At 63.3% G+C, this 26,998-nt stretch carries 26 protein-coding genes and 1 other annotated feature; of the genes, 7 read left to right on the plus strand and 19 right to left on the minus strand.

Going from position 1 to position 26,998, the window contains the following annotated elements:
- Positions 1-24 precede the first annotated feature (24 nt).
- From DEJ54_RS03330 to DEJ54_RS03340, 3 genes are all read left to right on the plus strand, one after another.
- Positions 25-906 (plus strand): LysR family transcriptional regulator, encoded by an 882-nt coding sequence (locus DEJ54_RS03330; RefSeq protein ID WP_113153313.1) that lies wholly within the window; start codon positions 25-27, stop codon positions 904-906.
- A gap of 87 nt (positions 907-993) precedes the next feature.
- Positions 994-2,556, plus strand: coding sequence for a serine hydrolase (locus tag DEJ54_RS03335; protein ID WP_113153314.1), 1,563 nt, complete (start codon positions 994-996; stop codon positions 2,554-2,556).
- A 68-nt stretch (positions 2,557-2,624) separates the two neighbouring features.
- Positions 2,625-2,927 carry an alkylphosphonate utilization protein gene (locus tag DEJ54_RS03340; RefSeq protein WP_113153315.1) on the plus strand — a complete coding sequence of 101 codons (303 nt, stop codon included), beginning with the start codon at positions 2,625-2,627 and terminating at the stop codon, positions 2,925-2,927.
- A 105-nt stretch (positions 2,928-3,032) separates the two neighbouring features.
- Here the strand turns inward: DEJ54_RS03340 and DEJ54_RS03345 are convergent, their stop codons facing one another.
- The 9 genes from DEJ54_RS03345 to DEJ54_RS03385 all read right to left on the minus strand — a co-directional run bounded on the left by DEJ54_RS03345 (position 3,033) and on the right by DEJ54_RS03385 (position 12,557).
- Positions 3,033-4,199 (minus strand): diphosphate--fructose-6-phosphate 1-phosphotransferase, encoded by a 1,167-nt coding sequence (locus tag DEJ54_RS03345; RefSeq protein WP_113153316.1) that lies wholly within the window; start codon positions 4,197-4,199, stop codon positions 3,033-3,035.
- A 190-nt stretch (positions 4,200-4,389) separates the two neighbouring features.
- Complete coding sequence (locus DEJ54_RS03350) at positions 4,390-5,244, minus strand: universal stress protein (RefSeq protein WP_113153317.1); 855 nt, start codon at positions 5,242-5,244, stop codon at positions 4,390-4,392.
- A 9-nt stretch (positions 5,245-5,253) separates the two neighbouring features.
- Entirely contained in the window at positions 5,254-6,738 is a 1,485-nt protein-coding gene (locus DEJ54_RS03355; protein WP_113153318.1) for a SulP family inorganic anion transporter, read from the minus strand.
- 72 nt (positions 6,739-6,810) lie between these two features.
- Positions 6,811-6,866, minus strand: a sequence feature (sul1 is cis-regulatory element that is thought to sense ions involved in sulfur or methionine metabolism; They are found in Alphaproteobacteria).
- 71 nt (positions 6,867-6,937) lie between these two features.
- Complete coding sequence (locus tag DEJ54_RS03360) at positions 6,938-8,734, minus strand: DEAD/DEAH box helicase (RefSeq protein WP_113153319.1); 1,797 nt, start codon at positions 8,732-8,734, stop codon at positions 6,938-6,940.
- Between the two features lie 168 nt (positions 8,735-8,902).
- Positions 8,903-9,301, minus strand: a complete 399-nt coding sequence (gene arsC, locus DEJ54_RS03365; protein WP_113153320.1) for an arsenate reductase (glutaredoxin) — start codon at positions 9,299-9,301, stop codon at positions 8,903-8,905.
- A 75-nt stretch (positions 9,302-9,376) separates the two neighbouring features.
- The gene (gene arsB, locus DEJ54_RS03370; RefSeq protein WP_113153321.1) at positions 9,377-10,456 is read right to left on the minus strand and encodes an ACR3 family arsenite efflux transporter; all 1,080 of its coding nucleotides are present in this window, start codon (positions 10,454-10,456) and stop codon (positions 9,377-9,379) included.
- 12 nt (positions 10,457-10,468) lie between these two features.
- Entirely contained in the window at positions 10,469-10,978 is a 510-nt protein-coding gene (locus DEJ54_RS03375) for an arsenate reductase ArsC (protein WP_113153322.1), read from the minus strand.
- 11 nt (positions 10,979-10,989) lie between these two features.
- Positions 10,990-11,322 carry a helix-turn-helix transcriptional regulator gene (locus DEJ54_RS03380; RefSeq protein ID WP_113153323.1) on the minus strand — a complete coding sequence of 111 codons (333 nt, stop codon included), beginning with the start codon at positions 11,320-11,322 and terminating at the stop codon, positions 10,990-10,992.
- A 407-nt stretch (positions 11,323-11,729) separates the two neighbouring features.
- Positions 11,730-12,557, minus strand: coding sequence for a ferredoxin--NADP reductase (locus tag DEJ54_RS03385; protein ID WP_113153324.1), 828 nt, complete (start codon positions 12,555-12,557; stop codon positions 11,730-11,732).
- 195 nt (positions 12,558-12,752) lie between these two features.
- Here DEJ54_RS03385 and DEJ54_RS03390 point away from each other — a divergent pair, with 195 nt between their 5' ends.
- Both DEJ54_RS03390 and DEJ54_RS03395 read left to right on the plus strand, forming a co-directional pair.
- Positions 12,753-14,837 carry a hydantoinase/oxoprolinase family protein gene (locus tag DEJ54_RS03390; protein ID WP_113153325.1) on the plus strand — a complete coding sequence of 695 codons (2,085 nt, stop codon included), beginning with the start codon at positions 12,753-12,755 and terminating at the stop codon, positions 14,835-14,837.
- A gap of 118 nt (positions 14,838-14,955) precedes the next feature.
- Positions 14,956-16,713, plus strand: a complete 1,758-nt coding sequence (locus DEJ54_RS03395) for a hydantoinase B/oxoprolinase family protein (RefSeq protein WP_113153326.1) — start codon at positions 14,956-14,958, stop codon at positions 16,711-16,713.
- Positions 16,714-17,228: 515 nt separating this feature from the next.
- Here DEJ54_RS03395 and DEJ54_RS03400 read toward each other — a convergent pair.
- Positions 17,229-18,146, minus strand: coding sequence for an esterase-like activity of phytase family protein (locus tag DEJ54_RS03400; protein WP_113156053.1), 918 nt, complete (start codon positions 18,144-18,146; stop codon positions 17,229-17,231).
- A 50-nt stretch (positions 18,147-18,196) separates the two neighbouring features.
- On the opposite strand from DEJ54_RS03400, the gene DEJ54_RS23135 reads away from it, so the two are divergent.
- Positions 18,197-18,412, plus strand: coding sequence for a hypothetical protein (locus tag DEJ54_RS23135; RefSeq protein WP_162742208.1), 216 nt, complete (start codon positions 18,197-18,199; stop codon positions 18,410-18,412).
- Between the two features lie 113 nt (positions 18,413-18,525).
- Here the strand turns inward: DEJ54_RS23135 and cobT are convergent, their stop codons facing one another.
- The 4 genes from cobT to DEJ54_RS03420 form a co-directional block, all read right to left on the minus strand.
- Complete coding sequence (gene cobT / locus DEJ54_RS03405; protein ID WP_371685974.1) at positions 18,526-20,439, minus strand: cobaltochelatase subunit CobT; 1,914 nt, start codon at positions 20,437-20,439, stop codon at positions 18,526-18,528.
- Positions 20,436-20,783, minus strand: a complete 348-nt coding sequence (locus tag DEJ54_RS03410; RefSeq protein ID WP_113156054.1) for a GFA family protein — start codon at positions 20,781-20,783, stop codon at positions 20,436-20,438. The genes cobT and DEJ54_RS03410 overlap by 4 nt, the downstream gene beginning before the upstream one ends.
- A 211-nt stretch (positions 20,784-20,994) precedes the next feature.
- Positions 20,995-21,981, minus strand: a complete 987-nt coding sequence (gene cobS, locus DEJ54_RS03415) for a cobaltochelatase subunit CobS (protein WP_113156055.1) — start codon at positions 21,979-21,981, stop codon at positions 20,995-20,997.
- Between the two features lie 102 nt (positions 21,982-22,083).
- Positions 22,084-22,701: a J domain-containing protein gene (locus DEJ54_RS03420; protein ID WP_113153328.1), complete on the minus strand. Its 618-nt coding sequence runs from the start codon at positions 22,699-22,701 to the stop codon at positions 22,084-22,086.
- Positions 22,702-22,846: 145 nt separating this feature from the next.
- On the opposite strand from DEJ54_RS03420, the gene DEJ54_RS03425 reads away from it, so the two are divergent.
- Complete coding sequence (locus tag DEJ54_RS03425) at positions 22,847-23,128, plus strand: BolA family transcriptional regulator (RefSeq protein WP_113153329.1); 282 nt, start codon at positions 22,847-22,849, stop codon at positions 23,126-23,128.
- 9 nt (positions 23,129-23,137) lie between these two features.
- Here the strand turns inward: DEJ54_RS03425 and DEJ54_RS03430 are convergent, their stop codons facing one another.
- From DEJ54_RS03430 to DEJ54_RS03450, 5 genes are all read right to left on the minus strand, one after another.
- A complete protein-coding gene (locus tag DEJ54_RS03430) occupies positions 23,138-23,536 on the minus strand; it encodes a type II toxin-antitoxin system VapC family toxin (protein ID WP_113153330.1) in 399 nt (132 codons plus the stop codon).
- On the minus strand, positions 23,533-23,772 hold the full coding sequence (locus DEJ54_RS03435; RefSeq protein ID WP_113153331.1) for a type II toxin-antitoxin system Phd/YefM family antitoxin: 240 nt from the start codon (positions 23,770-23,772) through the stop codon (positions 23,533-23,535). The genes DEJ54_RS03430 and DEJ54_RS03435 overlap by 4 nt, the downstream gene beginning before the upstream one ends.
- Before the next feature lie 107 nt (positions 23,773-23,879).
- Complete coding sequence (locus DEJ54_RS03440; RefSeq protein WP_113153332.1) at positions 23,880-25,145, minus strand: HlyC/CorC family transporter; 1,266 nt, start codon at positions 25,143-25,145, stop codon at positions 23,880-23,882.
- The gene (gene aroB, locus DEJ54_RS03445) at positions 25,142-26,269 is read right to left on the minus strand and encodes a 3-dehydroquinate synthase (protein ID WP_113153333.1); all 1,128 of its coding nucleotides are present in this window, start codon (positions 26,267-26,269) and stop codon (positions 25,142-25,144) included. The genes DEJ54_RS03440 and aroB overlap by 4 nt, the downstream gene beginning before the upstream one ends.
- Positions 26,266-26,886 carry a shikimate kinase gene (locus DEJ54_RS03450; protein WP_113153334.1) on the minus strand — a complete coding sequence of 207 codons (621 nt, stop codon included), beginning with the start codon at positions 26,884-26,886 and terminating at the stop codon, positions 26,266-26,268. Before DEJ54_RS03450 ends, aroB begins: the two co-directional genes overlap by 4 nt.
- Positions 26,887-26,998: the final 112 nt, after the last annotated feature.

A 26,998-nucleotide genomic window follows, 5' to 3' on the forward strand; every position in this document is an offset into this window, starting at 1 on the left:
AAACGCCTAACCGGGAGGAATGGCATGAACTGGGACGATGTGCGCGTGTTTCTCGCCGTTGCACGGGCCGGCCAGATACTGGGCGCGGCCAAGCGGCTCGGCCTCAATCACGCAACCGTCTCAAGGCGGGTGGCGGCGCTGGAGGATGCGATTGGCGCAAAGCTCTTTCACCGCCTGACGACAGGCACGGAGCTGACGGCGGCGGGCGAGCAGTTGCTGGCAACGGCGGAACGCATGGAAGCCGACATGATCGCCGCGCGCGCCGAGATTGCCGGCGAGAGCGAAGACGTGACCGGCACCGTGCGGATCGGCGCCCCGGACGGTTTTGGCGTTGCCTTTCTTGCGCCCCGGCTGGGCGCGCTGACCGCGCGGCATCCGGGGCTTTCAGTGCAGCTCGTGCCCGTTCCACGCTCGCTCTCGCTTTCGCGCCGCGAGGCCGACATTGCAGTGACCGTGGACCGCCCGACGGAAGGCCGGCTGGTGGCCGCAAAGCTGGTGGACTACACGCTCGGTCTCTATGCCTCGAAAGACTATGCGCAGGCACACGACCTGCCGAAGCAGGCCGCAGATCTCTCCGCCCACAGGCTGGTGGGATATGTGCCCGATCTGGTTTTCAGCCCGACGCTGGATTACGCCGCCGAGGTCTCCGAAAACTGGAGAACGGACTTTGCCGTTTCATCGGCCATGGGGCAGGTGGAAGCCGTGCGCGCCGGCGCGGGCATCGGCATTCTGCACACTTTCATCGCGCGCAGGCACGATGATCTTGTGCCGATTGACTGGGCAGGCCCGATCCGACGCAGCTACTGGACGGTCTACCATGAATCCATGCGCCCCACCCGCCGCATTCAGGTGGCGGCAGCCTTTATCAGCGAGCTGGTAGAAAAAGAGCGGCATCTGTTCAGCTAGAGGCAGGTTCTAAGCCGGCGTTTTTATTTCGTTAAAGACTTGCCGCCACAACTGGCGGCCCAACCAATTCACACTGGAGATTTCGCCATGGCGTCCCGCATTCTCGCAGCCGCAACCGCGCTGGCCCTGACCGCCGCGCCGGCAGCCGCGCTGGCCAACGATCTGCCGCCGCCCGCACAGACTGCGGGCGTCGCCATTCCCGAAGGCCAGATCGAGAAGGCCGTCGAGGCGCTCGACGCCCTTATCCAGAACGCCATGAAGGAGACCGGCGTGCCCGGTCTCGCGGTTGCCGTGGTGCGCAAGGACGAAGTCCTGTTTGCCAAGGGCTATGGCGTGCGCAAGGCCGGCGAGGAAGCAGCCGTCGACACCGACACGGCATTCCAGCTTGCCTCGCTTTCCAAGTCCGTTGGCGCGACCGTGGTGGCGCAGCAGGTGGGCGAAGGCGTGGTCGACTGGAACACGCCGATGGCCGACATCCTGCCCTGGTTCAAGCTTTCCAATCCCGACAGCACGGCGCTCCTGACCGTTGGCGACCTTTATGCGCACCGCTCGGGCCTGCCCGACCATGCGGGCGATGATCTCGAAGATCTGGGCTTTCCGCGCCAGGTCATCCTGGAGCAGCTCCGGCATCTCAAAGTCGGCGCGTTCCGCCTGCAATACGCCTATACGAATTTCGGCCTGACGGCGGCAGCCGAGGCCGTGGCAGGCGTGGCCGGCAAGGACTGGGCGACGCTCAGTGACGACGCCATCTACAAGCCGCTCGGCATGGAGAGCACTTCCTCCCGGCTGAAGGATTTTCTGGGTCGCGACAACCGCGCCCATGGCCATATGCGCGAGGGCGATGACTGGAAAGTGCTTTACCAGCGCGACCCCGACGCACAGTCGCCGGCCGGCGGTGTGAGCGCCAGCGTGAATGACATGGCGAAATGGCTGCGCATGGTGCTCGGCAATGGCGAATTTGAGGGCCGCAGCATTGTCGACGCCGCTGCACTTCTGCCCGCACTCAGCCCGCAGGTGGTCTCCGGCAAACCCTCCACGCCCGCCGACCGCGCCAGCTTCTACGGCTATGGTTTCGGCGTCGGCGTATCGCCTGCAGGCCGCGTCATGATCAGCCACTCGGGCGCTTTTGCGCTCGGTGCGGCAACCAACTTCATCATGATCCCGTCCGCTGATATCGGCATCGTGATCCTGACCAACGCACAGCCCATCGGTCTGGCTGAAGGCCTCTCCATGAGCTTCATGGATCTTGTCCAGTATGGCGAGGTGCAGCGTGACTGGCTGGCCATGTATCCCATCGCCTTCGGGCCGATGCTGGAGCCATTCGGCGAACATGCGGGACACAAGGCGCCAGCGGACGCGAAGCCCGCGCGCGAACTCGCCGCCTACACCGGCACGTTCGCCAACAACTATTTCGGCAACCTCATCATCGAGGAAGCCGATGGCGGCCTTACGATGAAGGTGGAAGGCACGTCGAGCGCTTTCCCGCTTGATCACTGGACGGGCGATGAGTTCGTTTTCCGCCCGCGCAACGAGAACGCCATGGCGGGTTCGATCTCGTCGGTCACGTTCAACATGGAGGGTGATCTGGCCAAAGAGGTTCGCGTGGAGTATTTCGACCAGTTGAAGGACGGCACGTTCGTTCGGAAGTAGATCCGACGACGCTGCCGCCGGTTAGAGGAAGCGCCGGGCCCGTGGCCCGGTGCGGAAGAAGGCACGATATGACCGACAGCAATGACGACTATGTATATGACGACGTGACCGGCGAATGGATGCCGGCCTCGGAAATGGCCGCTCTTGAAGCACAGCGCGGCGCGGTCGTCGACGCGGAAGGAAACCCGCTGGCGGACGGCGATTCCGTTACGCTGATCAAGGATCTGAAGGTGAAGGGCGCAGGCCAGACGCTGAAGCGCGGCACCGTGATCAAGACGATCCGCCTGACGGACAACAAGGAAGAGATCGACTGCCGCCACGAAGGCATCAAGGGTCTCGTTCTTCGCACGGAATTCGTGCGCAAGCGCTGAAGCATTCGACCGTCGGATCGAACTCCGGAAGCGCAAAATGCGCAGGGTCTACAATCTGGAACAAGAACAGGCGGCTGCAGAAATGCGCCGCCTGCCTTTTTTTCGTCAGACGAAAGGCTTTGCCGGATCGAAGCGGCGCGGCAGGAGGCGCTGCAGATAGGCAAGGCCTTCGTCGGAAAGACGGTTCTCATCCGGCTTGAGATAGCTCTCGGGCATGTGGCGGGTCTTGCCGGCGACGGCGTCGAGATCGACCAGACGGCAGACCGTCTTTTCGTCATCGAACTGCAGCGCGACAGAACCATCGCCCTGTTCCACGGAACCAACGGCAAATGCACCGGCCTCGAAAGCTTCGCGCGCATCGGTCTCGCTGATCGTGGCGATGTTGCCGCGCGGCAGATAGCCGAACGTGTCGACACGGGCGCGCTGACCGGCGAGATCCTCGGCAAGAATGCGCTCGATGGCCTGACCGAGATCGCTGCCGGAGAGCTTGAGATTGCCGTGCGCATCGCGCTCCTGCATTTCGGCGGGCACCAGCGTTTCGATCAGCGAGTGGCCATCGGCGTCCGAAACGCCTTCCGACATGGCGACGACACAGCGGCCATGGCGGGCGACCGTGGCCTTGACGTCTTCGATGAAACGACCGCGCTCGAACGCGCGCTCGGGCACATAGACGAGATGCGGACCGCTCTCCTCATCCAGCGCCCATGCAGCGGCGGCGGCAGTGAGAAAGCCCGCATGGCGGCCCATGACGATGCCCACATAGACACCCGGCAGGGCGCGGAAATCCAGATCGACGCTCAGGAACGCGCCGGCCACCATTTCACCGGCGGAGATGAAGCCCGGCGTGTGATCGTTTTCCATCAGATCATTGTCGATGGTCTTGGGAGCATGCATGAAGGTCATGCCGCCACCCGATGCATCGCGCAGGATGGCCTGTGTGCCGGACGTGTCATTGCCGCCAATGTTGATGAAGGCGTCCGCGCTGACGGCTTTCAGCCCCTTCATGATCTCTTCGCAATAGGCCGCATTCGGCTTGTCGCGGGTGGAGCCCAGCGCAGCACTTGGCGTGGCTGCAATGCGCCGAAGCTCGGTCTCGGAGAGATCGGACAGGGTGACGAAGCGTCCGTCGCGGATGCCGCGCACGCCGTGCAGTGCACCGAGCACACGACAGCCGGGATAGCGCTTCATGGCTTCCAGCGTTGCGCCAACGACGGTCTGGTTGATGACGGCGGTGGGACCGCCGCCCTGGGCGATGACGAAGGTTTCGGCCATGGCTTGCGCCCTTTCCTTGGAATGAAGTTCTGGCATTCATGACATGACGGGCGCGGCGCTGAAAGAGCTGCCGCGCCCGTCATCTTGTTGATCCATGCATTTGTGCGTCCGTATGGACGCAAAGCGGTCTAATTCATTGTCTTACGCAATTCCGGACGGAAAACCGGTTCCCGCTTTTCCTGGAATTGCTTTAGCGGAACAGCATGACCGGGATTTTGCAGGAGCGCAGCATCTCGGTCGTGGTCGAGCCGATGATCAGGCTGCGGATGCGCGAATGGCCATAGGCTCCCATCACCAGAAGGCCGAAATTCTCGCTCTCGACGCGCTCGGAGATGACGGTTTCGGGCTGGCCCGCCACGACCTCGCCCTGCACCGCGACACCGGCGCCGCGCAGAACGGCCTCGGCTTCTGCAAGACGGTTGCGCGCCTCGGTGTTGTCGGTTCCGACCATCAGAAGCTTGACGGTGAGCTCCGCAAACAGCGGCGAACGGGAAATGGCGTCGACCGCCTTGATGCTGCTCGCACCGCCATCATAGGCGACGAGCACCTTTTCGATGGGCTTGAAGGCGCGGGCCGCGACGAGGACCGGCTTGTGACTTGCGCGAACGACACGCTCGAGATTGGAGCCCAGATGAAGCTTGGCGAAATCCGCCGCCTCACCGCGCTTGCCGATGACCAGAAGGTCGGAATCGGCCTCCACCTCGGCGACCGTGTCGACCACATCGCCATGGCGCAGACGACCCGACACAGCCTCGACGCCAGCGGCGCGCACGGCGGCCTCACCGTCTTCGAGGATGGCGCGGCCACGCTTCATGGCGAGACGTGCGCGCTGCTCATCAAGCTCTGAGAGCTCCTTGAGCAGCGAAGAACGCGCGCCGAGCGCGATGTTGCCCGACAGGTCGGACGGCGCTCTGCCGGTTTCGTGTCGGCCCAGCAGATGGAGAAGCTCCACGGAGGCATCGAGCCGTCCGGCAATCCATGCCGCATGTTCGCACACGCTCTGCGAATAGATGGAGCCGTCGATGAATGCAGTGATCTTTGACATCTCTACCTCCTAATGCCCCATCAGTTTTTCAAGCGCACCCGGCTTGTCGTGGATGCCGAGCCTGTCAACGATGGTCTCGCTCGCCCGGTTCATGCCGACAAGTTCGACCTCTGCGCCGTCACGGCGGAATTTGAGCACGATCAGGTCGAGCGCGCCAACACTGGAAATGTCCCAGATGTGCGCGTGAGAGACATCGATGACGACCTTGTCCAGCGCTTCCTTGAAATCGAAGGCGGCGTTGAAGTCTTCCACCGAAGCGAAGAAGAGCTGGCCCTCAACCCGATAGGTGCGCTGACGTCCGTCTTCCGACAGGGTGGAGGTGACACGGAAGATCTGCGCGATCTTGGCGGCAAAGAAGATGCCGGAGAGCAGGACGCCGACCAGAACGCCGATCGCCAGATTGTGCGTGAAGACCACGCAGACGACGGTGGCGACCATGACCACGGAAGACGACAGCGGATGCTCGCGCAAATTCTTGATCGACGACCAGGAGAAGGTGCCGATGGACACCATGATCATGATGGCGACGAGCGCCGGCATGGGGATCTGGCGCACCCAGTCGCCCAGGATCACGATCATGAACAGGAGAAGCACGCCGGCCGCAAAGCAGGAAAGACGCCCGCGCCCGCCGGATTTCACATTGATCATGGACTGGCCGATCATGGCGCAACCGGCCATGCCGCCGATGAAGCCGGTGGCCGTGTTGGCGAGGCCCTGACCGATGCACTCCTGATTCTTGTCGCTCGGCGTGTCGGTGAGTTCATCCACCAGCGAGGCGGTCATCAGCGATTCCAGCAGGCCCACGGCAGCGACGGCTGCCGAATAGGGCAGGATGATCTGCAGCGTTTCCAGATTGAGCGGGATGTCCGGCAGCAGGAAGACGGGCAGCGTGGAGGGCAGTTCGCCCATATCGCCAACCGTGCGCACGTCGAGACCGAAGCCGATGGAAAGCGCCGTCAGCACGATGATGCAGATGAGCGGCGACGGCACGGCCTTGGTGATGCGCGGGAACAGATAGATGATGGCAAGACCGGCTGCGACCATCACATAGGTGAGGTTCGGTACGCCGATCAGCTCGGGCAGCTGCGCCATGAAGATGAGAATGGCCAGCGCGTTGACGAAGCCGGTCATGACCGAACGCGACACGAAGCGCATCAGATAACCGAGCTTGAGCAGGCCCGCGCCGATCTGCAAAAGGCCGGCCAGAACTGTGGCGGCAAGCAGATATTGCAGGCCATGATCCTTGACCAGCGTGACCATGAGCACGGCGGTTGCAGCCGTGGCGGCCGAGATCATGCCCGGGCGGCCACCGGCAATGGCGGTGATGACGGCGATGGAGAAGGAGGCGTAAAGCCCGACCTTGGGATCGACGCCGGCAATGATGGAGAAAGCGATGGCTTCGGGAATGAGCGCCAGAGCGACGACCAGCCCGGAAAGGAGATCGGCCCGGACATTGCCGAACCACTCTTCGCGGTAATGGGAAAGAGAGAACATTGAACCTTCAGAAAACATGACTTCCCAGCCACCGTCAGTCTTCTGCGGCTGGGCAAGACAGGAACTATCAAGGTTGCGCCGGCGGATCAGCGGCCGGCAGAGCCACCCGGAATTTCACCGGGTCCAGAGCGGATGCGCGGTGTTTAACCCGATTTCTTTCCGCGGCGCAACATTCTTGATTCTCTGAAGGAAGGCCCCGTCAGTCCGGCTTCTTGCGGGGCTTCTTCTTGCCGCCGGCGGGCTTGCCGAATTTCGGCTTGCCGTCCTTCTTGGCCCATGGCTTGGCGTCGTCGCGCCACTCGCCGCCACCGCCCTTGCGATGCGGCTTGCCGACCGGCCTGCGTTTTGCGCCAAAGGGCTTTGGCCCGTTGCGCGGCGCAAACTCGGGAACACCATCGAGCTGCACCACGCGGATGCTGCGCTCCAGCAGAGCGTCCGGACCGATGGTCGACAGGAAACGCTGCACGCAGGTCGCGTCGAGTTCCACATAGGTCTCGTCCTGCTGCATCTTGATCGCGCCGATCTCACTCTTGGTGAGTTCGCCGGCCCGGCACAGAAGCGGGATGAGCCAGCGCGGCTCGGCATTCTGCTTGCGTCCGACGGACAGCGAGAACCAGGTGCTCTGGTCGAAGTCCTCACGGCGCGGCTTGCGCTCTTCACGCGCGCTGCCGGAATCGAAAATCGTGACTTCCGTTACATCTTCGGGCGCGGAAAGCTTGCCGCGATGAAGGCGCACGAAAGCCGCCGCCACCTGCTCCGCGCCATGTTTGGCAAGCAGCGCCTCGACGAACTCGGTCTCGTTTTCCTGGATCGGCTCATCAAGGTTCGGATCGGCCATGAGACGTTCGTCGTCGCGGCGCAGAACCTCTTCAGCGGAGGGCGGGCTGCCCCATTCGAGGCGCACCTTGGCGTCGCGCAGAAGGCGCTCGGCGCGGCGGCGGCCATTGGGGGCAACGATGAGCGCGCTGACGCCCTTGCGCCCGGCACGGCCGGTGCGGCCACTGCGGTGCAGAAGCGTTTCGGTGTTGGTGGGCAGGTCGGCGTGAACCACCAGCTCCAGATTGGGCAGATCGATGCCACGGGCGGCAACATCCGTCGCCACGCAGACGCGGGCGCGTCCGTCGCGCATGGCCTGCAGCGCATGGGTGCGCTCGCTCTGGCTCAGCTCACCCGACAGGGCGACGACCGAGAAGCCGCGATTGTTGAAGCGCGCGGTCAGATGATTGACGGTGGCGCGCGTGTTGCAGAACACCAGTGCGTTGCGCGCCTCATAATAGCGCAACACGTTGATGATGGCGTTCTCGCGCTCCTGCGGCACGGCCAGGAAGCCACGATAATCGATATCGACATGCTGCTTCTGCTCGGCGGCGGTGGTGATGCGCACCGCATCGCGCTGATAGTTCTTCGCCAGATTGGCGATGGTGCGCGAAACCGTTGCCGAGAACATCAGTGTGCGACGCTCGGCGGGGGCTGCGTCGAGAATGAATTCCAGATCCTCGCGGAAGCCGAGATCAAGCATCTCGTCGGCCTCGTCCAGCACGACGGCGCGCAGATCCGACATGTCGAGCGCGTGGCGGCGGATATGGTCGCACAGGCGTCCCGGCGTACCGACGACGATATGCGCACCGCGCTCAAGCGCACGGCGCTCGGTGCGGATGTCCATGCCGCCGACACAGGAAGCGATGACGGCGCCGGTCTCGGCGTAAAGCCATTCCAGCTCGCGCTTGACCTGAAGCGCCAGTTCGCGGGTCGGCGCCACAGCGAGACCGAGCGGAGCGGCAGCGCGATCAAAGCGCTCCCCGCCATCGAGCAGGGTGGGCGCCAGCGCGATGCCGAAGGCGACGGTCTTGCCAGAGCCGGTCTGTGCGGAAACGAGCGCATCCGCACCAGCGGGCTCCAGTTCCAGCACAGCCTTCTGCACCTGGGTCAATTCGGTATAGCCGCGTTTATCCAACGCCCGGCCAAGCGCCGGCACAATGCCTTCGAACTCGGTCATTCATCTTCTTTCGGAAATGAGCGCGCTCTAAGAGATCATCTGATGCAGATAGCCTGGCAGGCGCGCAGCGCGGCCATTCTGCCAACGCTTTTGCGCCGTACTACGCGCGTCGAAGACAAATGTACAGCGGTGAAGAGAGGATTTCGCGCGGTTACCGAACCTTCCGCGCTACTTCACCACCTCGCCGTCTTCCTTGGTGAAGGATTTCACCGCGTCTTCCGGCAGGAGTTCCAGCACGGTTTCGGACGGGCGGCAGAGCTTCGTTCCAAGCGGGGTTTCAACGATCGGACGGTTCATCAGGATCGGGTGTTCGACCATGAAATCGATCAGTTCGTCATCGCTCCACTTGTCTTCGCCAAGACCAAGCTCGTCATAGGGCGTGCCCTTCTGGCGCAGGATCGCGCGCGGGGACACGCCCATGGCGGCGATCAGGGAGACCAGCTTTTCACGGCCGGGCGGCGTCTTGAGATATTCGATCACCACCGGCTCTTCACCGGCTTCGCGAAGCATGGCCAGCACGTTGCGCGAGGTGCCGCATTTGGGGTTGTGATAGATGGTTGCGGTCATTGTTTTCTCGCTCCGCTCTCGGGGGTTTTCTCGCTCGGCACTCGGGGGGCTCGCTCGGCTCTCGGGTTTTCTCGTTCAGCTTTTGGGGAACCAGTCCTGGGTGCGGTTGGCAAAGGCGACCAGCGACAGCATCACCGGAACCTCGACCAGCACGCCCACCACCGTGGCAAGTGCGGCGCCGGAATTCAAGCCGAACAGGCTAATGGCCACAGCCACCGCAAGTTCGAAGAAGTTCGACGTGCCGATGAGGGCGCAGGGCGCGGCGACATTGAACGGCACTTTCCAGATGCGGGCCGCGAAATAGGTCAGGAAGAAGATGCCATAGGACTGGATCAGAAGCGGCACCGCGATCAGCACGATCAGAATGGGCCGTTCGACGATGACATGGCCCTGAAAGCCGAACAGCAGAACCACGGTGACCAGAAGGCCGATCACGGAAACGGGTTTCAGCGACGCGGTGAAGCTTGAGACCGCCTTTTCAGCCTCTGCGCCAGAGGCGCGGCCCGTCAGCCATTTGCGCGTCAGGGCGCCGGCGACCAGTGGAATGACCACATAGAGGCCTGTGGCCAGTAGCAGCGTCTCCCAGGGCACGACGATGTCCGTCACGCCGAGCAACAGGGCGACGATGGGCGCGAAGGCGAAGATCATCACCACATCGTTGAGCGACACCTGCACCAGCGTGTAGGTGGCGTCGCCGCGGGTGAGCTGGCTCCACACGAAGACCATGGCCGTGCAGGGCGCTGCGCCCAGAAGGATCAGGCCGGCAATGTATTGCTGCGCATCGGCGGGCTCGATCCACGGGGCAATGACATATTCGAAGAACAGGACGCCGAGCGCGGCCATGGTGAAGGGCTTGACGAGCCAGTTGACGAAGAGCGTCAGAACGAGGCCCTTCGGCCGGTCGCCAATGTGGCTGAGGCTCGCGAAGTCGACATTGACCATCATCGGGAAGACCATGGCCCAGATAAGCACGGCAACGACCAGATTGACCGAGGCGTATTCAAGCCCGGCAAGAAAGCCGAACAGGCCGGGCATCAGATTGCCGAGCGCGATGCCGGCAATGATGCAGAGCGCCACCCAGACGGAAAGATATTTTTCGAAGAAGCCGATCCCGCCAGCCGGTTTGCCCGCGCGGTCCAGGGTTTGGTCAGTCATGGTTCTTGGATCCTATTGGGAATGCGCCGGGGTGCGGCCGATATCATCAAGGCGGCGCTGCAGGGAAAGCCGGTCGAGCGAGGCGAGCGGCAGCACCGTAAAAATGGAAATGCGGTTGTTGAGCATGCGATAGGCATCGGCAAAGGCGAGATGCTTCTCAGCCTCGGTGCCGGTGGCTGCCGCCGGGTCCGGCAGGCCCCAGTGCGCCGTCATCGGCTGGCCCGGCCAGACCGGACAGGCCTCCTCGGCGGCGCTATCGCAAAGGGTGAAGACAAAATCCAGCTTCGGCGCATCGGGCGTTGCGAACTCGGCCCAGTCCTTCGAGCGCGCGAAGGAAACGTCGTGGTTCATGTGCTCCAGCAGTTCCAGCGCATAGGGATGCACCGCACCCCTGGGCTGCGAGCCTGCCGAGTAGGCCTTGAAGCGGCCTGCGCCAACCCGGTTCAGGACCGCTTCCGCAAGGATCGAGCGGGCCGAGTTCCCGGTGCACAGGAAAAGCACGTTGAAGGGCTGATCACGCATGGTCTTGCCTCCTAGCAATGGCAGGTCGCCGCCTCGATGGCGGGGCGGCAGAGATCCGGATTTCCGTTGCAGCAGTCTTCCATGAGGAAGGACAGGAGATCGCGGAAGCCGGTCATGTCCGCCTTGTAGCGAATGACCCGCCCTTCCCGCTCCGCACGGATCATGCCGGACTGAGCCAGAACCTTGAGATGGGCGGAGGCGGTGTTCTGCACCACACCCAGCCGCGCTGCGACCTCGCCCGCCGGCAGACCTTCAGGCCCGGTCCGAACAAGCAGACGAAACACGTCGAGACGGGTTTCCTGCCCAAGAGCAGCAAGCGCGTCGATGGCCTCTGACTTTTGCATTATCCAAATATCCGGATTTATCGATATTATGAATTTGCTTTTGTCATGGCTGATGCGTGAGGTCAAGGGGTGACGGGTTGGGGAGCAGGAGGTTTGTTTGCCGGCGATGTGAAGGGTGACCTGCTTGACAGCCGGCTGGCTTTCTCAACGGATCTGTCCACGAAGCATGTGGTCAAAGCAGCGCCAGGCTGTGTAACTGCGCGCGGCGCATATGCCCCTTCTCCCCGTGCATGGGGAGAAGGTGAGGATGAGGGGCCAGCGCACGGGCTCAAAGAAGAAGAAGCTTCAATGCAGACAGAGGGCCGACTGAAGCCGGCGCACGCCCCTCATCCGCCTGCCGGCACCTTCTCCCCGCAGGCCGAGACAAGGAGGATATCAGTCATGCTGGCAGTACAGCAGACGAGGACTTAGCCGACGAAGGCGCGTTCGACGACGAAATCGGCCGGCTCAGCATTGGAGCCTTCCTTGAGGCCCGCCTTCTCGGTCAGCGCCTTGACGTCCTTCAGCATCTCCATCGAACCGCAGATCATCACGCGATCGTTTTCGCGGTTGAAGGGTTCGGTGCCGAGCGCCTTGAACAGCTCGCCATTCTCGATCAGCGTCGTGATGCGGCCCATGACAGGCGAGGTCTCGCGCGTGGTGGAGGTGAAATGCGTCAGACGTCCCTCGACCAGCTCGCCGATCAGCGGATCGTCCTTGAGCGCGGCCACCAGCTCCTTGCCATAATCCAGCTCCGCCACTTCGCGGCAGGTATGGGTCAGGATGATGTTCTCGAACTTGTCGTAGGTCTCCGGATCGCGGATCAGGCTTGCGAAAGGCGCAATGCCCGTGCCGGTGGAGATCATGTAGAGGTTTTTCGCCGGCGTCAGCGCATCGTTGACCAGCGTGCCGGTGGATTTCTGGCGCATCAGCACCGTGTCGCCCGGCTGGATCCTCTGCAGGTGCTGGGTCAGCGGACCATCCGGCACCTTGATGGAGAAGAATTCAATCTCTTCATCCCAGTTGGGACTGGCGATGGAATAGGCGCGGAACACCGGCTTGGCGGCATTGGGAAGACCGATCATCACGAACTCGCCGGAGCGGAAACGGAAGCTCTGCGGCCGCGTGATGCGGAACGAGAACAGCTTGTCCGTGTAGTGTTTCACCGACGTCACGCGCTCGGCATAACAGCCGGCGGGAATCGGGAATTCGGTTGTCTTTTCGGCCTCGGCCTCGCGGAGCGCAGCGCTGTCCATCGGTACTTTCCTCGTTCGGTCGGAAGTCTCTATGCCTGTTTCGAGTGCGGATGCAAACTCAAATCACGGCATTAATGGCGGCTCTTGCCTGCCGAGATTATTAGTATACAAATGAATTTGACGTCAAGTTTCCAGCGTTCGACACCTATTTCATATCGTCGGGTCAAAAAAGGTTTCGCATTCCGGATTTTCCCAATGGTTGAGAAAAATGGCATCAATTCGGGTTCTGTGGTCGCCGGCATCGATGTGGGCGGCACCTTCACTGACCTGATCCTGATCGACACACGTTCAGGCACCGATATGGGCCCCCGGGTGCGTGTCGCCAAGACCCCGACCACCATCGAGAACCAGGCCTTCGGCGTCGTCAACGCCATTCGGGAGACGGGCGTACCGGCCTCCGAAATCGGCCTGATCGTGCATGGCACGACCACCACGACCAATGCGGTTCTGGAGCGGCAGCTTGCGCGAACCGGCATGATCACCACCGCCGGTTTCCGCGACATCATCGAGCTTGGCCGCCGCACGCGGCCGCAGGCCTATGGCATGACGGGCACGTTCAAACCCGTTGTGCCGCGCAATCTGCGGCTGGAGGTGGGCGAGCGCATGGACGCTGCCGGCAATGCGCTCACCCCGCTCGACGAGGATGGCGTGCGCGAAGCAGTCAAGGCGCTGCTCGATGCGGGCTGCGTTTCGCTGGTGATCCATTTCCTGCATGCCTATGCGAACCCGGCGCATGAGAGGCGCGCAGCCGAAATCGCCGCCGAACTCTGGCCCAACGATTACATCACCACTGGACACGCCCTGCTCTCGGAAGCGCGCGAATTCGAACGCGGCGTGACCGCCGCCGTCAACGCCTCGGTGCAGCCGATCCTTGAGCGCTATGTCGCCCGGCTTTCGAATGAGCTGCGGGTCCTCGGTTATGCGCGCGACTTCCTGGTGATGAACGGCAATGGCGGCATGATCTCCGCCGCCCATGTGGCCCGCGAAGCGGCCAAGACGGTGATGTCCGGCCCGGCCTCCGGCGTGATGGCCGCCGCCTTTACCGCGCGGCGGGCGGGCGTCGACAATCTCATCACCTACGATATGGGCGGCACGTCCACAGACGTGGCGCTGGTGCGCGGCGCACGGCCCGCGGTCTCCAACGAGATCGAAGTGGAATACGCGATGCCGATCCACGTGCCCATGGTGGACGTGCATACGGTGGGTGCGGGCGGCGGCTCGATCGCGCGCGTCAACGATGCGGGGCTTCTGGAGGTGGGACCGCAGAGCGCGGGCGCAAAGCCCGGCCCGATCTGCTATGGCCGTGGCGGTGTGGAGCCGACCATTTCCGACGCCAATCTTCTTCTGGGCAGGCTGAACCCCAAAAAGCTGCTCTCGGTCGACAATCCGGTTTCCGTTGCCGATGTCGAAGAAATCTTTGCCGAAAAACTCGGGTTTGATCTCGGCCTTTCGGGCGTGGAAGCAGCCGGTGCGGTGCTGAAAATCGCCGACATCAAGATGGCCGGCGCGATCCGCATGGTGTCGCTCGGCAAGGGACACGACCCGCGTGACTTTGCGCTGTTCGCTTTCGGCGGTGCGGGACCGTTGCACGCGGCAGCGCTTGCCCGTGAACTGGGCATTCCGCGCGTGATGGTGCCGGCGCGCCCCGGCATCACCAATGCGCTTGGCTGCGTGGTGGCCGATCTGCGGCACGATTTCGTGCGCACGGTGAACCGCCCTGTCGCAAGCCTCGATGTGGCGCTGGTCAGAAGCGTGCTGGATGAACAGCGCGCCGAGGGCGAAGCGCTGATCGCGCAGGAGACCGTTCAGCCGGAGCGCATCGAATGCGTGCACACGGCGGACATGCAGTTTGTCGGCCAGACGCACCTCATCAACGTGCCACTGCCCGGCCCCGAAATAGACCGCGACACACTGCAGACGCTGTTCGAGGACGCCTATTACAAACGCTTCAGGGTGCGCCTGCCCGAGATCCGCGCCAATCTCGTCAATCTCAACACGTCCGTGATCGGTGTGCGCGCGGATATCGATCTCGCCAGCCTGATCGATCCGGCCGGACGGGTGGCGACACTTGCCCAAGCGCTGAATGAAAAGCGGCAAGTCTGGTTTGCGGGTGCCTGGCATGACACCCCGGTCTATGCCCGCGAAAAGCTGCCGCTCGATGCGGAGATCGAGGGGCCGGCGATCCTCGAACAGCTCGACACGACAACGGTGATCGAACCCGGAGACCGGGCGGCATCCGATGCGGATGGGAACATCATCATCACGGTGGGAGCGAGCTGATGAACGCGGAGCCCGCCCCTCATCCGCCTGCCGGCACCTTCTCCCCGCCTGCGGGGAGAAGGATGCGCAGCACGCAAGGGGATGAGGGGCGTGGCGGCAACGCAAAAGGGAGGCACGGATGACCGACACGAACACCCCCGCCCTCGACGCCATCACGCTTTCGGTCATTCAGGCCGCGCTCCAGCAGGTTTGCGACGAGATGGACCTGACCTTCTCGCGCGCCGCCTTCTCTCCCGTCATCGCCGAGGCAAACGACCGTTCGGATGGCATCTACGCCGCCGAAGACGGCGCGCTGATCGCGCAGGGCTCGGCCGGGCTGCCGGTCTTTGTCGGCGTGATGCAGTATTCCACGCGCACGCTCATCGAGCGCATCGCGGGCGGCGAGACGGCGGCGCCCGAACCCGGCGACATCTACATCGTCAACGACCCCTATCTGGGCGGCACGCATCTCATGGATGTGCGCTTCGCCATGCCCGTGTGGCGCGATGGCGAGATCTTCTGCTGGCTCTCCAACACCGGCCACTGGCCGGACATTGGCGGCGCGGTTCCCGGCGGCTTCTCCGCCTCTGCCACGGCGGTGGAGCAGGAAGGTCTGCGCCTGCCGCCGGTGAAGCTTTTCAAGAAGGGCGAACTCGACCCGGAAATCTACGCGATCATCTGCTCCAACATCCGCGTTGCGGACCAGCGCATCGGCGATATCCGGGCGCAGGGCGCGGCACTGGAAGTGGGCGCGGAGCGTCTGGCGCAGGTGCTCGACCGCTATGGCGACGACACGGTGCGCCAGGCCATTGCGGAGCTGCGCAGGCGCGCGGCCACACAGATGCGCGCACTCATCGCGCCGATCCCCGACGGGGTCTATCGCGGCGCGGCTTTCGTGGATTCAGACGGCGTGGTGGACGCCCCGCTGACCATCGCGCTCGCCATCGAAAAGAAGGGCGACACGCTGACCTTCGACTTCGAGGGATCGAGCCCGCCCTGCGCGGGACCGATGAACAGTGTGCTCGCCACCACGCTTTCCTCCGTCTATCTGGCGATGCGCCACATTTTCCCGGAAGTGCCGCTCAGCGCGGGCGCGTTCGAGCCGCTGATCATCAACCGGCCGGAAGGCACGTTTCTCGACGCGCGCTATCCGCGCCCGGTGTCGGGCTGCGCGGCCGAGGTCTCGCAGCGCATTGCGGAGGCCGTGTTCGCCGCCATGGTGAAGGCGCTCCCGGAAAAGGTCACCGCAGCCCCCGCCGGCTCCAGCGGAAATTTTGCGCTTGGTGGGCACGATCCGGCCCGCGGCCGCGATTTCGTGATGTACCAGATTTCCGGCGGCGGCTATGGCGGCAATGCCGACCATGACGGCCTGACCAATGGCTGCTCCACCATCGGCATCTCCAAATCGCCCCCGGTGGAGGTGATGGAACAGGCTTTCCCCGTGCTTTACCGCCGCTACGCGCTGCGCGAGGGCTCGGGCGGCGCCGGCGAGCATCGCGGCGGGTTCGGCCTTTCCTACGAGGTGGAGCTTCTGCGCGGCAACGCACGCGCCTCCTTCGTGATGGACCATGGCCGCACCGGCCCGCAGGGCGTGCTTGGCGGCCGGGACGGCAAGGTGAACGCGGTGACCGTCTGGCAGGACGGCGCGGCCCATGTCCCGCCGCACCTTTCCAAGGAACAGGACATTCCGCTCAAAGCCGGCGACCGTGTTGCGGTGGGAACGCCGGGCGGCGGCGGCTATGGCGATCCGCTGCGCCGCGCGCCAGATAGCGTGCTGCAGGATGTGGCGCTGGGGTATTACACGGCGGCGGAAGCCGAAGAGCTGTTTGGCGTTGTTCTGAGCGCAGACGGGATGACGGTGGACGAAGCAGCGACGCAGGCGAAGCGCGGCGGTTGAGAGGGCAGCGCCAAGCGCCCTCGCCCTTCGACAGGCTCAGGATGAGGGCTGTTTTGCTGATGACGCCAGCAAGAAACTACCCGGAATGAACCAATCCGCAGGCTCAGTAGTCCTCATCCTGAGCTTGTCGAAGGACGGGGGCGCCAGGCACCAACAACAGCAACGCTCCCTTCTCCCCGCTTGCGGGGAGAAGGTCCCGGCAGGGGGATGAGGGGGCGTTCGCCAGCGTTCAAACCCGACAGTGAGACGTTGAAGAAGCACAGCGGCTGAGAGGGCAGTGCCGAGCGCCCTCGCCCTTCGACAGGCTCAGGATGAGGGTTACTGAGCTTGCGGGTGCTTCATTCCGAACCGTTATTTGCGGGCGTGATCAGCAAAACAGTCCTCATCCTGAGCCTGTCGAAGGGCGAGGACGCTCGGCACCGAACAGCGGCAACGCTTCCCTCTCCCCGCGAGCGTGGAGAGGAGGGCGGCGGCGTTGGAGCCTAAGCTCTCCGTGGCAGAGCAACAGCCGCCTCTCACTCCCCAAGCAGCCGGAATTCCAGATAGAGATTGCGCTGCAGGAGCGAATGGTTGTCGTCGGACATGAGCGACACCATGGTCGCGCCATCGGCGCGCTGCCAGACATCCAGCGCTTCCATGTTGTCGATCTGATAATCCATGCCGGCGGTGAAGAGCACCGGCCCGTCGGCGACACTGCCCGGCGCGATGGTTGCGCCGTCGATGCGGCGCAGGCGCATGGCGACGCCCTGGGCGAGCGTGAAACGCCGCTCCAGCAAAAGCAGATCGCCATCAGGCAGGAATGCGCCATCCGTGATGTCGAACCCGTCCGAGCGGGCGACGGTGAAGACGCCCTTGTGCGGCCCTTCCAGAATGGCCGCGAAGCAATTGCCGTTCTCGTCGATGCTGCGCTCGGCCACGACGACACGCGCACCGTCGAGCCGCCCTGCCGGGGGCGCGTAAGCGATGGTCTCGAAACCGCGATTGTTGCGCAGTTCGTGGCGCGGCACGAGGAAGTCGAGATCGCGGATCGCGGCCCCCATGGCTCCGCGCTCGATCCCGAATTCCGCAATGCGCTGCACGCGCTCGAAGCTGACCGTCGCCAGATCATCCTTCACCGCAATGCCTTCGGCATCGGTGGTCCATTTCTCGCGCGTGGAACTGCCTGCGCCGTCCACCATGGGCTGCATGCTGAAATCGGCAAAGCCCGCTGGCCGCCCCTCGGCGTCACGGGTGAGCGTTCCGAAGAACCAAAAGCCGGTGTCGGAAACGCCGATGACATCAGCGCCAGGCGAAATGAAGCGGAAGGAGGAGAATGCGCCGAAGTGGTCCACCGGCGAGGTCATGGAAAGACCACCGGCAAATTCCAGCGGGCCAAAACGGGTTTCGTGGGAGCCCACCGCGAAGTGACGGATCGGGGTCGCCTTGACCGGCACGGAGATGGCTGGCTCCTGAGCGGAGGCCGGCGCAGCGAGGGCAAAGACCAGTGCCACAAGGAAGAGGCGCAGGCCGTGCCACAGCCCTTCACCCCGCCCCCGTGGTTCGACAGGCTCACCATGAGGGCTATGTGGGCGCTCACCATGAGGGCCGTGTGGGCACGCGCTATGAGGGCTGTGTAGGTGCGCGCCATGAGGGCCGTCTGGGCGCGCGCACTGCACCGTCAAACCGAAAGATCGCAGCCACGCAGGAAACAGGCGGCTAGAAGCGGACAGATTGGTTGGCCGTGCGCCAATCCGGGCGCACAAAGGATGATCTACGCGCGTGATGGAGCATCGGAATGACCGAAAACCGGGTTCCGCTTTTCGGTCAGACGCTCTAGCCCGCACGCCGCATCGCACCGCCGCTACGGCGCGCGCCCTCTTCCTCGAAGAGCGAGGCGAGCTGCTCGGTCATCGCACCGGCCAGCTCTTCCGCATCGACGATGGTGACGGCGCGGCGGTAGTAGCGCGTGACGTCGTGGCCGATGCCGATGGCCAGAAGCTCGACCGGCGAGCGGGTCTCGATCAGGTCGATGACCCCGCGCAGATGCCGTTCCAGATAATTGCCGGGATTGACCGACAGGGTGGAATCGTCGACCGGCGCGCCATCGGAGATCATCATCATGATCTTGCGCTGCTCGGGCCGCGCCATCAGGCGCTGGTGCGCCCACAGAAGCGCCTCGCCATCGATGTTTTCCTTCAGAAGCCCCTCGCGCATCATCAGGCCGAGATTGCGGCGGGCGCGACGCCAGGGGGCATCGGCGCTCTTGTAGATGATGTGGCGCAGATCGTTCAGGCGGCCCGGGTTGGCGGGCTTGCCTTCCTTGAGCCATTTCTCGCGCGCCTGCCCGCCCTTCCACGCACGCGTGGTGAAGCCGAGGATCTCGACGCGCACGCCGCAACGCTCAAGCGTGCGGGCCAGAATGTCGGCGCAGGTGGCGGCCACCGTGATCGGCCGGCCGCGCATGGAGCCCGAATTGTCGAGCACCAGCGTCACCACCGTGTCGCGGAAATTGGTGTCGCGCTCCTGCTTGAAGGAGAGCGGCTGCATGGGATCGATGACCAGACGCACGAGCCGCGCCGTATCGAGCACGCCCTCTTCTAGATCGAAATCCCAAGAGCGGTTCTGCTGCGCCATCAGGCGGCGCTGCAGACGGTTGGCGAGACGCCCGACCACACCCTGCAGATTGGCAAGCTGCTTGTCGAGGAACGCGCGCAGACGGTCGAGCTCTTCCTCGTCGCAAAGATCTTCGGCGCCGACCGTTTCATCAAACTCGGTGGTGAAGACCTTGTAGTCGATATCGCGGGCGGCCTGATCGAACGGGCTGTCGGGACGACGCGCCTCGCCGGGCGTCTCCGAATCCAGTTCGTCATCCTCGGAAACATCGTCGGCGGTCGTGTCGCCGGCCTCGCTCTCGCCGGTCTCGGTGTCCTCGCTCTCGCCCGTGGACTCCTCGCCCTCGCTTTCCTCACCGCCGGACTCGTCGTCCTCGCTCTGCTCGGCCTGTTCCTGGGCCTCGGGCGCGTCGCTGTCTTCCTCGCTATCCTCGGTCTGCTCTTCCTCGGCAAGCTCCTCGCCGAGATCGATGGACGAAAGGAGATCGCGCACGGCGCGGGCGAAGCCGTTCTGATCCTCGATCTGCCCGGCAAGCGCGTCGATGTCGGCCCCGGCCTTGCCCTCAACCCAGTCGCGCCAGAGTGAAACGAGCTTTTCGCCGCTCTTCGGCACGGGCCGGCCGGTCAGCTTCTCGCGCACCATCAGCGCGATGGCTTCCTCAAGCGGCGCATCGGCCTTTTCGGAAACCCCGGCCAGATTGGCGCGCTCATACTTGTCCTCGAGCATGGCGGCGATGTTGTCGCCCATGCCCGGCATGGCAATCGAACCGATGGCCTCGACGCGGGCCTGCTCGACGGCGTCGTAAATGGCGCGCGCCTCATTGCCTTCCGGCGCGAGGCGGCGGTGCAGATCGATATCGTGACAGGCGCGGCGCAGCGCCATGGAATCGCCGATGCCGCGCGTGACGGTCAGCGCTTCGACCGTCGCCCGCTTGGGCAGGTCCGGCAGGCGCGCGCGGCTGCCCGTGAGCGATGGCTTGTCCTTGGAGAAGGAGACCTCAAGCTCGTGATCGCCGGCAACGGCGCGCATGCATGCTGTGGTCGCCCGCTTGAAAGGATCAAGCGGTGCGTCTGCGGGTTGTCCGGGCTTGCGGTTGGTCTGGCTCACGGGTCCGTCTTTTCTCGGCCGGCTCAGCGCGCCCGGCCGTCATATTCCTGCGGATCGAGCCCCGCCAGGTCGACACCGTCGAGGCAGCGCACATTCACGGCCACCATCTTCGTGCCATCCGGCATCGCGCCGCGCGCGAAGGATTCCATCCCACAGGTCGAGCAAAAAAGATGCTCAATCGTGTTGGTGTTGAAACGATACGCCGTCAGGGTTTCACCGCCCTTCTCGAGAGAGAAGTTGTCCAGGGGCGCAAAAGCGAGAATGCTGCCTCGCTTGCTGCAATAGGAGCAATTGCAGGTGATCGGATTTTCGAGATCGACATCGACGCTGTAGCGCACGCCGCCGCAATGACATCCACCCTGATAATGCATCATCCCTCCTAGACCGCCGTGCATCCATCCGGACGCATAAAAGACAATCCAAACTGTTGATGGAGCATCGGAACAACCCGAAAACCGGTTCCCACTTTTCGGTCCGATGCTCTGGAGCGGCTCATCGTTTCATGGAAACGCTGTTCCGCTCCAACTACCTGTCTTCCGCATTTCTGCGGGCGTCAGGTATCTCCACCTGACTGGAATAGCCTTAGCTCAGCGCGACGTTGGCAGCGCTCTCCGGCAGTTCCTCGCCAAAGGCGCGCTGGTAGAACTCGGCGACCAGCGCACGCTCCAGCTCATCGCATTTGTTCAGGAAGGTGAGACGGAAGGCGAAGCCGACATCGCCGAAGATCTCGGCGTTTTCGGCCCACATGATCACCGTACGCGGGCTCATGACGGTCGACAGGTCGCCATTCATGAAGGCCGAACGCGTGAGGTCGGCAACGCGCACCATGCGCGAGATCGTCTCGCGGCCCTTCTCGTTCTGGAAATGCTTGTTCTTTGCCTGAACGATGGCGACTTCGTCGTCATGCGGCAGATAGTTGAGCGTGGTAACGATGGACCAGCGGTCCATCTGCGCCTGGTTGATCTGCTGCGTGCCGTGATAGAGGCCGGTCGTGTCGCCAAGACCGACGGTGTTGGCCGTGGCAAAGATGCGGAAGGCGGGATGCGGACGGATGACGCGGCTCTGGTCGAGCAGGGTCAGGCGGCCGGACGATTCCAGAACACGCTGGATGACGAACATCACATCCGGGCGGCCGGCGTCATACTCGTCGAATACGAGCGCGACATTGTGCTGATAAGCCCACGGCAGGATACCGTCCTTGAACTCGGTGACCTGCTTGCCGTCCTTGACCACGATGGCGTCCTTGCCGACGAGGTCGATACGGCTGACATGGCTGTCGAGATTGATGCGGACACAGGGCCAGTTGAGACGCGCGGCGACCTGCTCGATATGGGTCGACTTGCCGGTGCCGTGATAGCCGGAAACCATCACGCGGCGATTGTGCGCAAAGCCCGCCAGAATGGCGAGCGTCGTCTGCCTGTCGAACAGATAGTCGGGATCGACGTCCGGCACGTGGGAATCGGCCACGGAATAGGCTGGCACAACCATGTCGGACTCAAAGCCGAACGTGTCTTTCACCGAAACGGTCGTATCGGGCAAATTGGCGATATCGCGGTCAATCTTGTTCATCATGCCTCCAGCGGCCAGGCCCTTGCCTGCATCGCTTGAACTGTTCGTTTTTCCGGAGCGTCTCATCAGACTTTGTTCAACGCGTCTTATCAGACGCCCGCTTTAACAGAAACCCGCCTGTTTCAACAGACGGTATGCTTCAAGCACGCTTCTGAGCCGGCCTTCAGAACCCCGGTCGCCACCATTCGCATCGGGATGGTGCTGCTTCACCAGGTTCTTATACCGCGACTTGATCTGTTCGCCAGTCGCTTGTGCGCCCAGGCCCAGTGTTTCGAGCGCCTTGGCCTCAAGCGGCTTCAACCGCTTTTCGCGCGGCTTGCGCGCGGCCTGCTGCTCGCCAAACATGTTGAACGGGTCGCCCACCCGGTTGTGATAGGCCGCGCGGCCCGACCGATAGGTGGAGAAATCAGCCGCAGCCCGTGTCTCTCCGCTGCCACCCATTTTCCAGGTCGGACGGTGGCCGGTCAGCGCTTCCTTCTGATAGCGCGCGACCTCGGAATCGCTGAGACCGGAGAAATAGTTGTAGCCCTTGTTGTATTGCCGGGCGTGATCGACGCAGAAGCGGAAATACTGCCCCTCCGCGTGACGCCCGACAGGCGCGCGATGCATGCCCGGCTCATCACAGCCATCCCACTGGCAGCGTGGCGCGCGAGATTTCGCCTCCGCCTGCGGGTCGGGTCGAATGCGAATTTTCTCGAAATATTTCGAGTAGGGTTTCATATCGGACTGCGTGTCACCAAATCAGTGTGGAAGTATGGCCGCTCAGCGCCGGGATACAAGAATTGACTTTTGGCCAAAGTTCGACCTAGCGCTTGAATCGAACGTGAATTTGGGGATAGCCCCCATATGGTGTGAGGAGACGTCATTGTCCATCCAGTCGACGATAGAAAGCAAGCTCACGGATGCATTTTCGCCGGAGCGGCTTGCCGTGATCAATGAGAGCCACCTGCATGCGGGCCATCAGGAACATTTCGACGGCACGGGCGAAACGCATTTCCGCGTGCGCATCGTCGCCGATGCGTTTGCGAAGATGAACCGCGTCGAGCGCCACCGCGCCGTCAACGAACTGCTCGCCGAAGAGCTGAAAGACAGCGTGCACGCACTCGCCATCGAACCGGCAGCGCCGGGCGAACCGACGCGCTGGTAAGGCTCGCTGTCACCAGATTGTGGTGAGATGCGGGTATCGCCTGATTTTCTCATCGGCTGTAACCAGAGGCACCGCAAGCTTCTGGCATGTCGCCACGATAAAACGGTCTGCGGGATCGCGGTGGAAGCCATCCCCGAGGCGGGTGCCCAAAACCGCGATCTCATTGTCGACGGGCACAAACTCGACGGCAGGGACCTCCGCGACCACATCCAGCCAGCGGCGGACATCTTCCGATAGAAGGAGCCTGCCGCGGGCGGCCAGCACGGCGATTTCCCATGCCGTGATGGACGACATGAAGATTTTTCCGCCCGACAGAGCAGCATCAAGCGCATCAAGCGCCGCCGGGCTTAGTCTGTCGGTGTCGCCATTGGCCCACCAGACAAGCACATGCGTGTCGATCCCGATCAATTCAACGCATCCCAGTCAGCCTCATCGACGGGCTCGAAAGGGCGCTCGTAGGATTTCACCGATCCCCTGAGGCGCTCGAGCGCGTCGCGCGCACCTGTCTTTTTCTCAAGCGCGCGGATTTCCAGTGTCGGCCTGCCGTGATCCGTAATGGTTATCGGCTGGCCGGTTCTTTCCACCTCGCGGAAATACTCAAGGGCACGCGCCTTGAAACGGGATTTGGATATCTCAACAGTCATATCGATACTCCAGCGTCTGCTGTCGAAAGATAGAAACGAAAATGACCATAGGCAATGACTATGGTCATTTTAGGAGCAGCGATCACTGACAGGTCCAATCGCCCGGATCAGGCGAGCGGCCTGATCCGAAGTCTCGTGATGCGGTTCTTGTCGCGCTTCATGACGATGAAGCGCTTGCCGAAGAAGGTGAAGGCCTGCTTCTCGTCGGGAATGGTCTGCGTCTCGTGGATGACGAGACCGGCAATCGTGGTTGCCTCCTCGTCCGGCAGGTTCCAGTCGAGCGCGCGGTTCAGGTCGCGGATCGGCACGGAGCCTTCCACCACGATGGAGCCATCGGCCTCCTGCTTGACGCCCTGAACCTCCACATCGTGCTCATCGGCAATGTCGCCGACGATTTCCTCGATGATGTCCTCAAGCGTGACCAGGCCTTCCACTTCGCCATATTCGTCGACGACGATGGCGATGTGCGCCTTGCGCCGCAGGAAGGCGTTGAGCTGGTCTTGCAGGGTTGTCGTGTCGGGCACGAACCACGGCTTTGAAGCGACCTTGGCAATGTCGATCCTGGAATAATCGTTCTGCACATCGCCCAGCGCGCGCAGGAGATCCTTGGCGTGGACGACGCCGACGATGTTTTCCGTGGAGCCCTTCCAGATGGGAATGCGCGTATAGGGGCTGCGCAGGATTTCACGCACCACCACTTCCGGCGCTTCGTCGGCATTGACGGAGCGCATGTTGGTGCGGTGGATCATCACGTCGGAAAGTTCCAGCTCGTGCAGGTCGAGCAGACCGCCAACGCGGTCGCGATCCTGCTTCACCACCGCGCCCTCGCGGTGCAGAACCTCGACGGTGCCGCGCAGCTCCTCATGGGCGGAAAGCATGGATTCGCGGCTTTGCAGATCGACCCCGAAGATGGACAGGAGCAGCCGTACAATGCCGTTGGCGAGCGACGACAGGAGGCCGAACATCATCACCACGACGCGCGCGAAGGGCGACACGGTGAGCGCGAACTGCTCCGGCTTCGCAAGCGCCCAGGACTTGGGCAGGATTTCCGCGAAGATCACCAGAAGCACGGTCATGATGATGGTGGCGTAGACCACGCCGGCATCGCCGAAGAGCTTCAGGAACAGGCTGGTGGTGAGCGCCGAGGCAAGGATGTTGACCAGATTGTTGCCGATCAGCAATGCGCCGACAAGCCGGTCGCGACGCTGGATCAGGCGGTCGACAAGACCGGCGCGCGCGTCGCCATTGGCCTCCATGGTGTGCAGCCTGGCCCGCGAGACAGCGGTCATGCCGGTTTCGGTTCCTGAAAACAGGAAAGAGAGCGCGATCAGGCCCAGAATGATGCCGCCGGTGATCCACATCTCTGGTGTCATTGGGGAAGAGACTCCTCAAGGAAGGAAAGAACCTGGCTGGTCGGCACGTCTTTCGCCACGAAAGACTGGCCGATGCCGCGAGTGAGAATGAAGGTGAGCGCGCCGCGCGACACCTTCTTGTCCTGCGCGATATAGGTCAAAAGCTGCTCCGCGCCAGGGAGGCCGCCGGGAACATCGGAAAGCCGGGTCGGCAGGCCAACGGCTGAAAGATGCGCCTCGACGCGCCCGGCATCGTCGGGGCTCGCCAGATTGAGCCTGGCCGAGAAGCGATGCGCCAGCGCCATGCCGATGGCCACGCCTTCGCCATGCACCAGACGCGCGCTGTCATAGCCCGTGGCCGCTTCCAGCGCGTGACCGAAAGTGTGGCCGAGATTGAGCAGCGCGCGGTCGCCCATCTCCAGCTCGTCGCGCGCCACCACATCGGCCTTTGCCTGACAGGACTGCGCAATGGCTTCCACGCGCTCAGGCCCGCCATCGAACACCGCCTGCCAGTTCTTCTCCAGCCAGGCGAAGAAATCCGGCCGGTCGATCAGCCCGTATTTTGCGACTTCGGCATAGCCGGCGCGGAATTCGCGCGGCGGCAGCGTGTCGAGCACCGCCGTGTCGGCGATGACCAGCTGCGGCTGATGGAAGACGCCCACAAGGTTCTTGCCATGCGCCGTGTTGATGCCGGTCTTGCCGCCGACCGAGGAATCCACCTGTGCGAGAAGCGATGTCGGGGCCTGAACGAAGTGCATGCCACGCCGCACGATGCCTGCGGCGAAGCCCGCGAGATCGCCGACAACGCCACCGCCCAGCGGAATGACGATATCGCCGCGCTCCAGACGGGCGTCGAGAATGCCGGACACCACCTCTTCAAGCGTGGCGAAACGCTTCGAGCGCTCGCCGGGCGCAACGGTGATGGCGGTCGCCTCGATGCCGGCGGCTTCAAGCCCCGCCTGCAGCGTGGCGAGATGACCTTCCGCGACATTGCTGTCCGTCACAATGGCGGCGCGCACGCCCGGAAGGCGGCGTGCAATTTCCTCACCAGCGCTCTGCAGAAGGCCAGGCCCGATCAGGATGTCATAGGCGCGCGCACCAAGCGAAACATTGACGGTGGCAAGCGCCTTCGTGGCATCGTTCATGACCGGCTTTCCTTCTGTTTTTCTTCTTCCCGTCGCCTTGCCTGCTCGCGCAGATGCTCATCGAGCGCGACGATGACCTCGCTGACGATGACATCCTTGGCCTCATCGCGCGAGTGCACGGTGATGTCGGATTCCTCGTAGAGTGGATAGCGCTCTTCCATGAGACGCCGCATCACGCCTTCGGGATCGCTGTTGTTCAGGAGCGGCCGGTGGGAACGGCGGCTGACCCGCTCCATCAAAGTGGGCAGATCGGCCTTGAGCCAGACGGAAACGCCCCGGCGCGCAACGGCACGGCGCGTCAGCGGGTTCATGAACGCGCCGCCGCCGGTGGAGACCACGCGCGGGCCGCTTTTCAGAAGCCGGGCGATCACGCGCCGCTCCAGCGAGCGGAACTCGGCCTCGCCATAGGTGGCGAACAGATCCGGCACCGTCATGCGGGAGACCGTTTCGATCTCGTGATCGCTGTCTATGAACGGAAGTTTCAGCGCATCGGCGACGCGACGGCCGATCACCGTCTTGCCGGCGCCCATGAGACCGACGAAGACAAGCGACCGCCTGCCCAGCCGGCGGGCCAGTTTCTCGGGATCGGGAACGGAAGGGTATTCGGTGACTGTCATACTCGCGCCTCTGTGCGCCGGTTTCGACACAAAAGCCGTGATCCGTCAAGCGATTGACAGGCTGGCGGTCCAGATACTTTCCCACATGCTTGCAATGAATGGGCCGGCACCC

Origin of the sequence: Nitratireductor sp. OM-1 (genome assembly GCF_003296175.1) — a bacterium.
Taxonomy (GTDB): domain Bacteria; phylum Pseudomonadota; class Alphaproteobacteria; order Rhizobiales; family Rhizobiaceae; genus Nitratireductor; species Nitratireductor aquimarinus.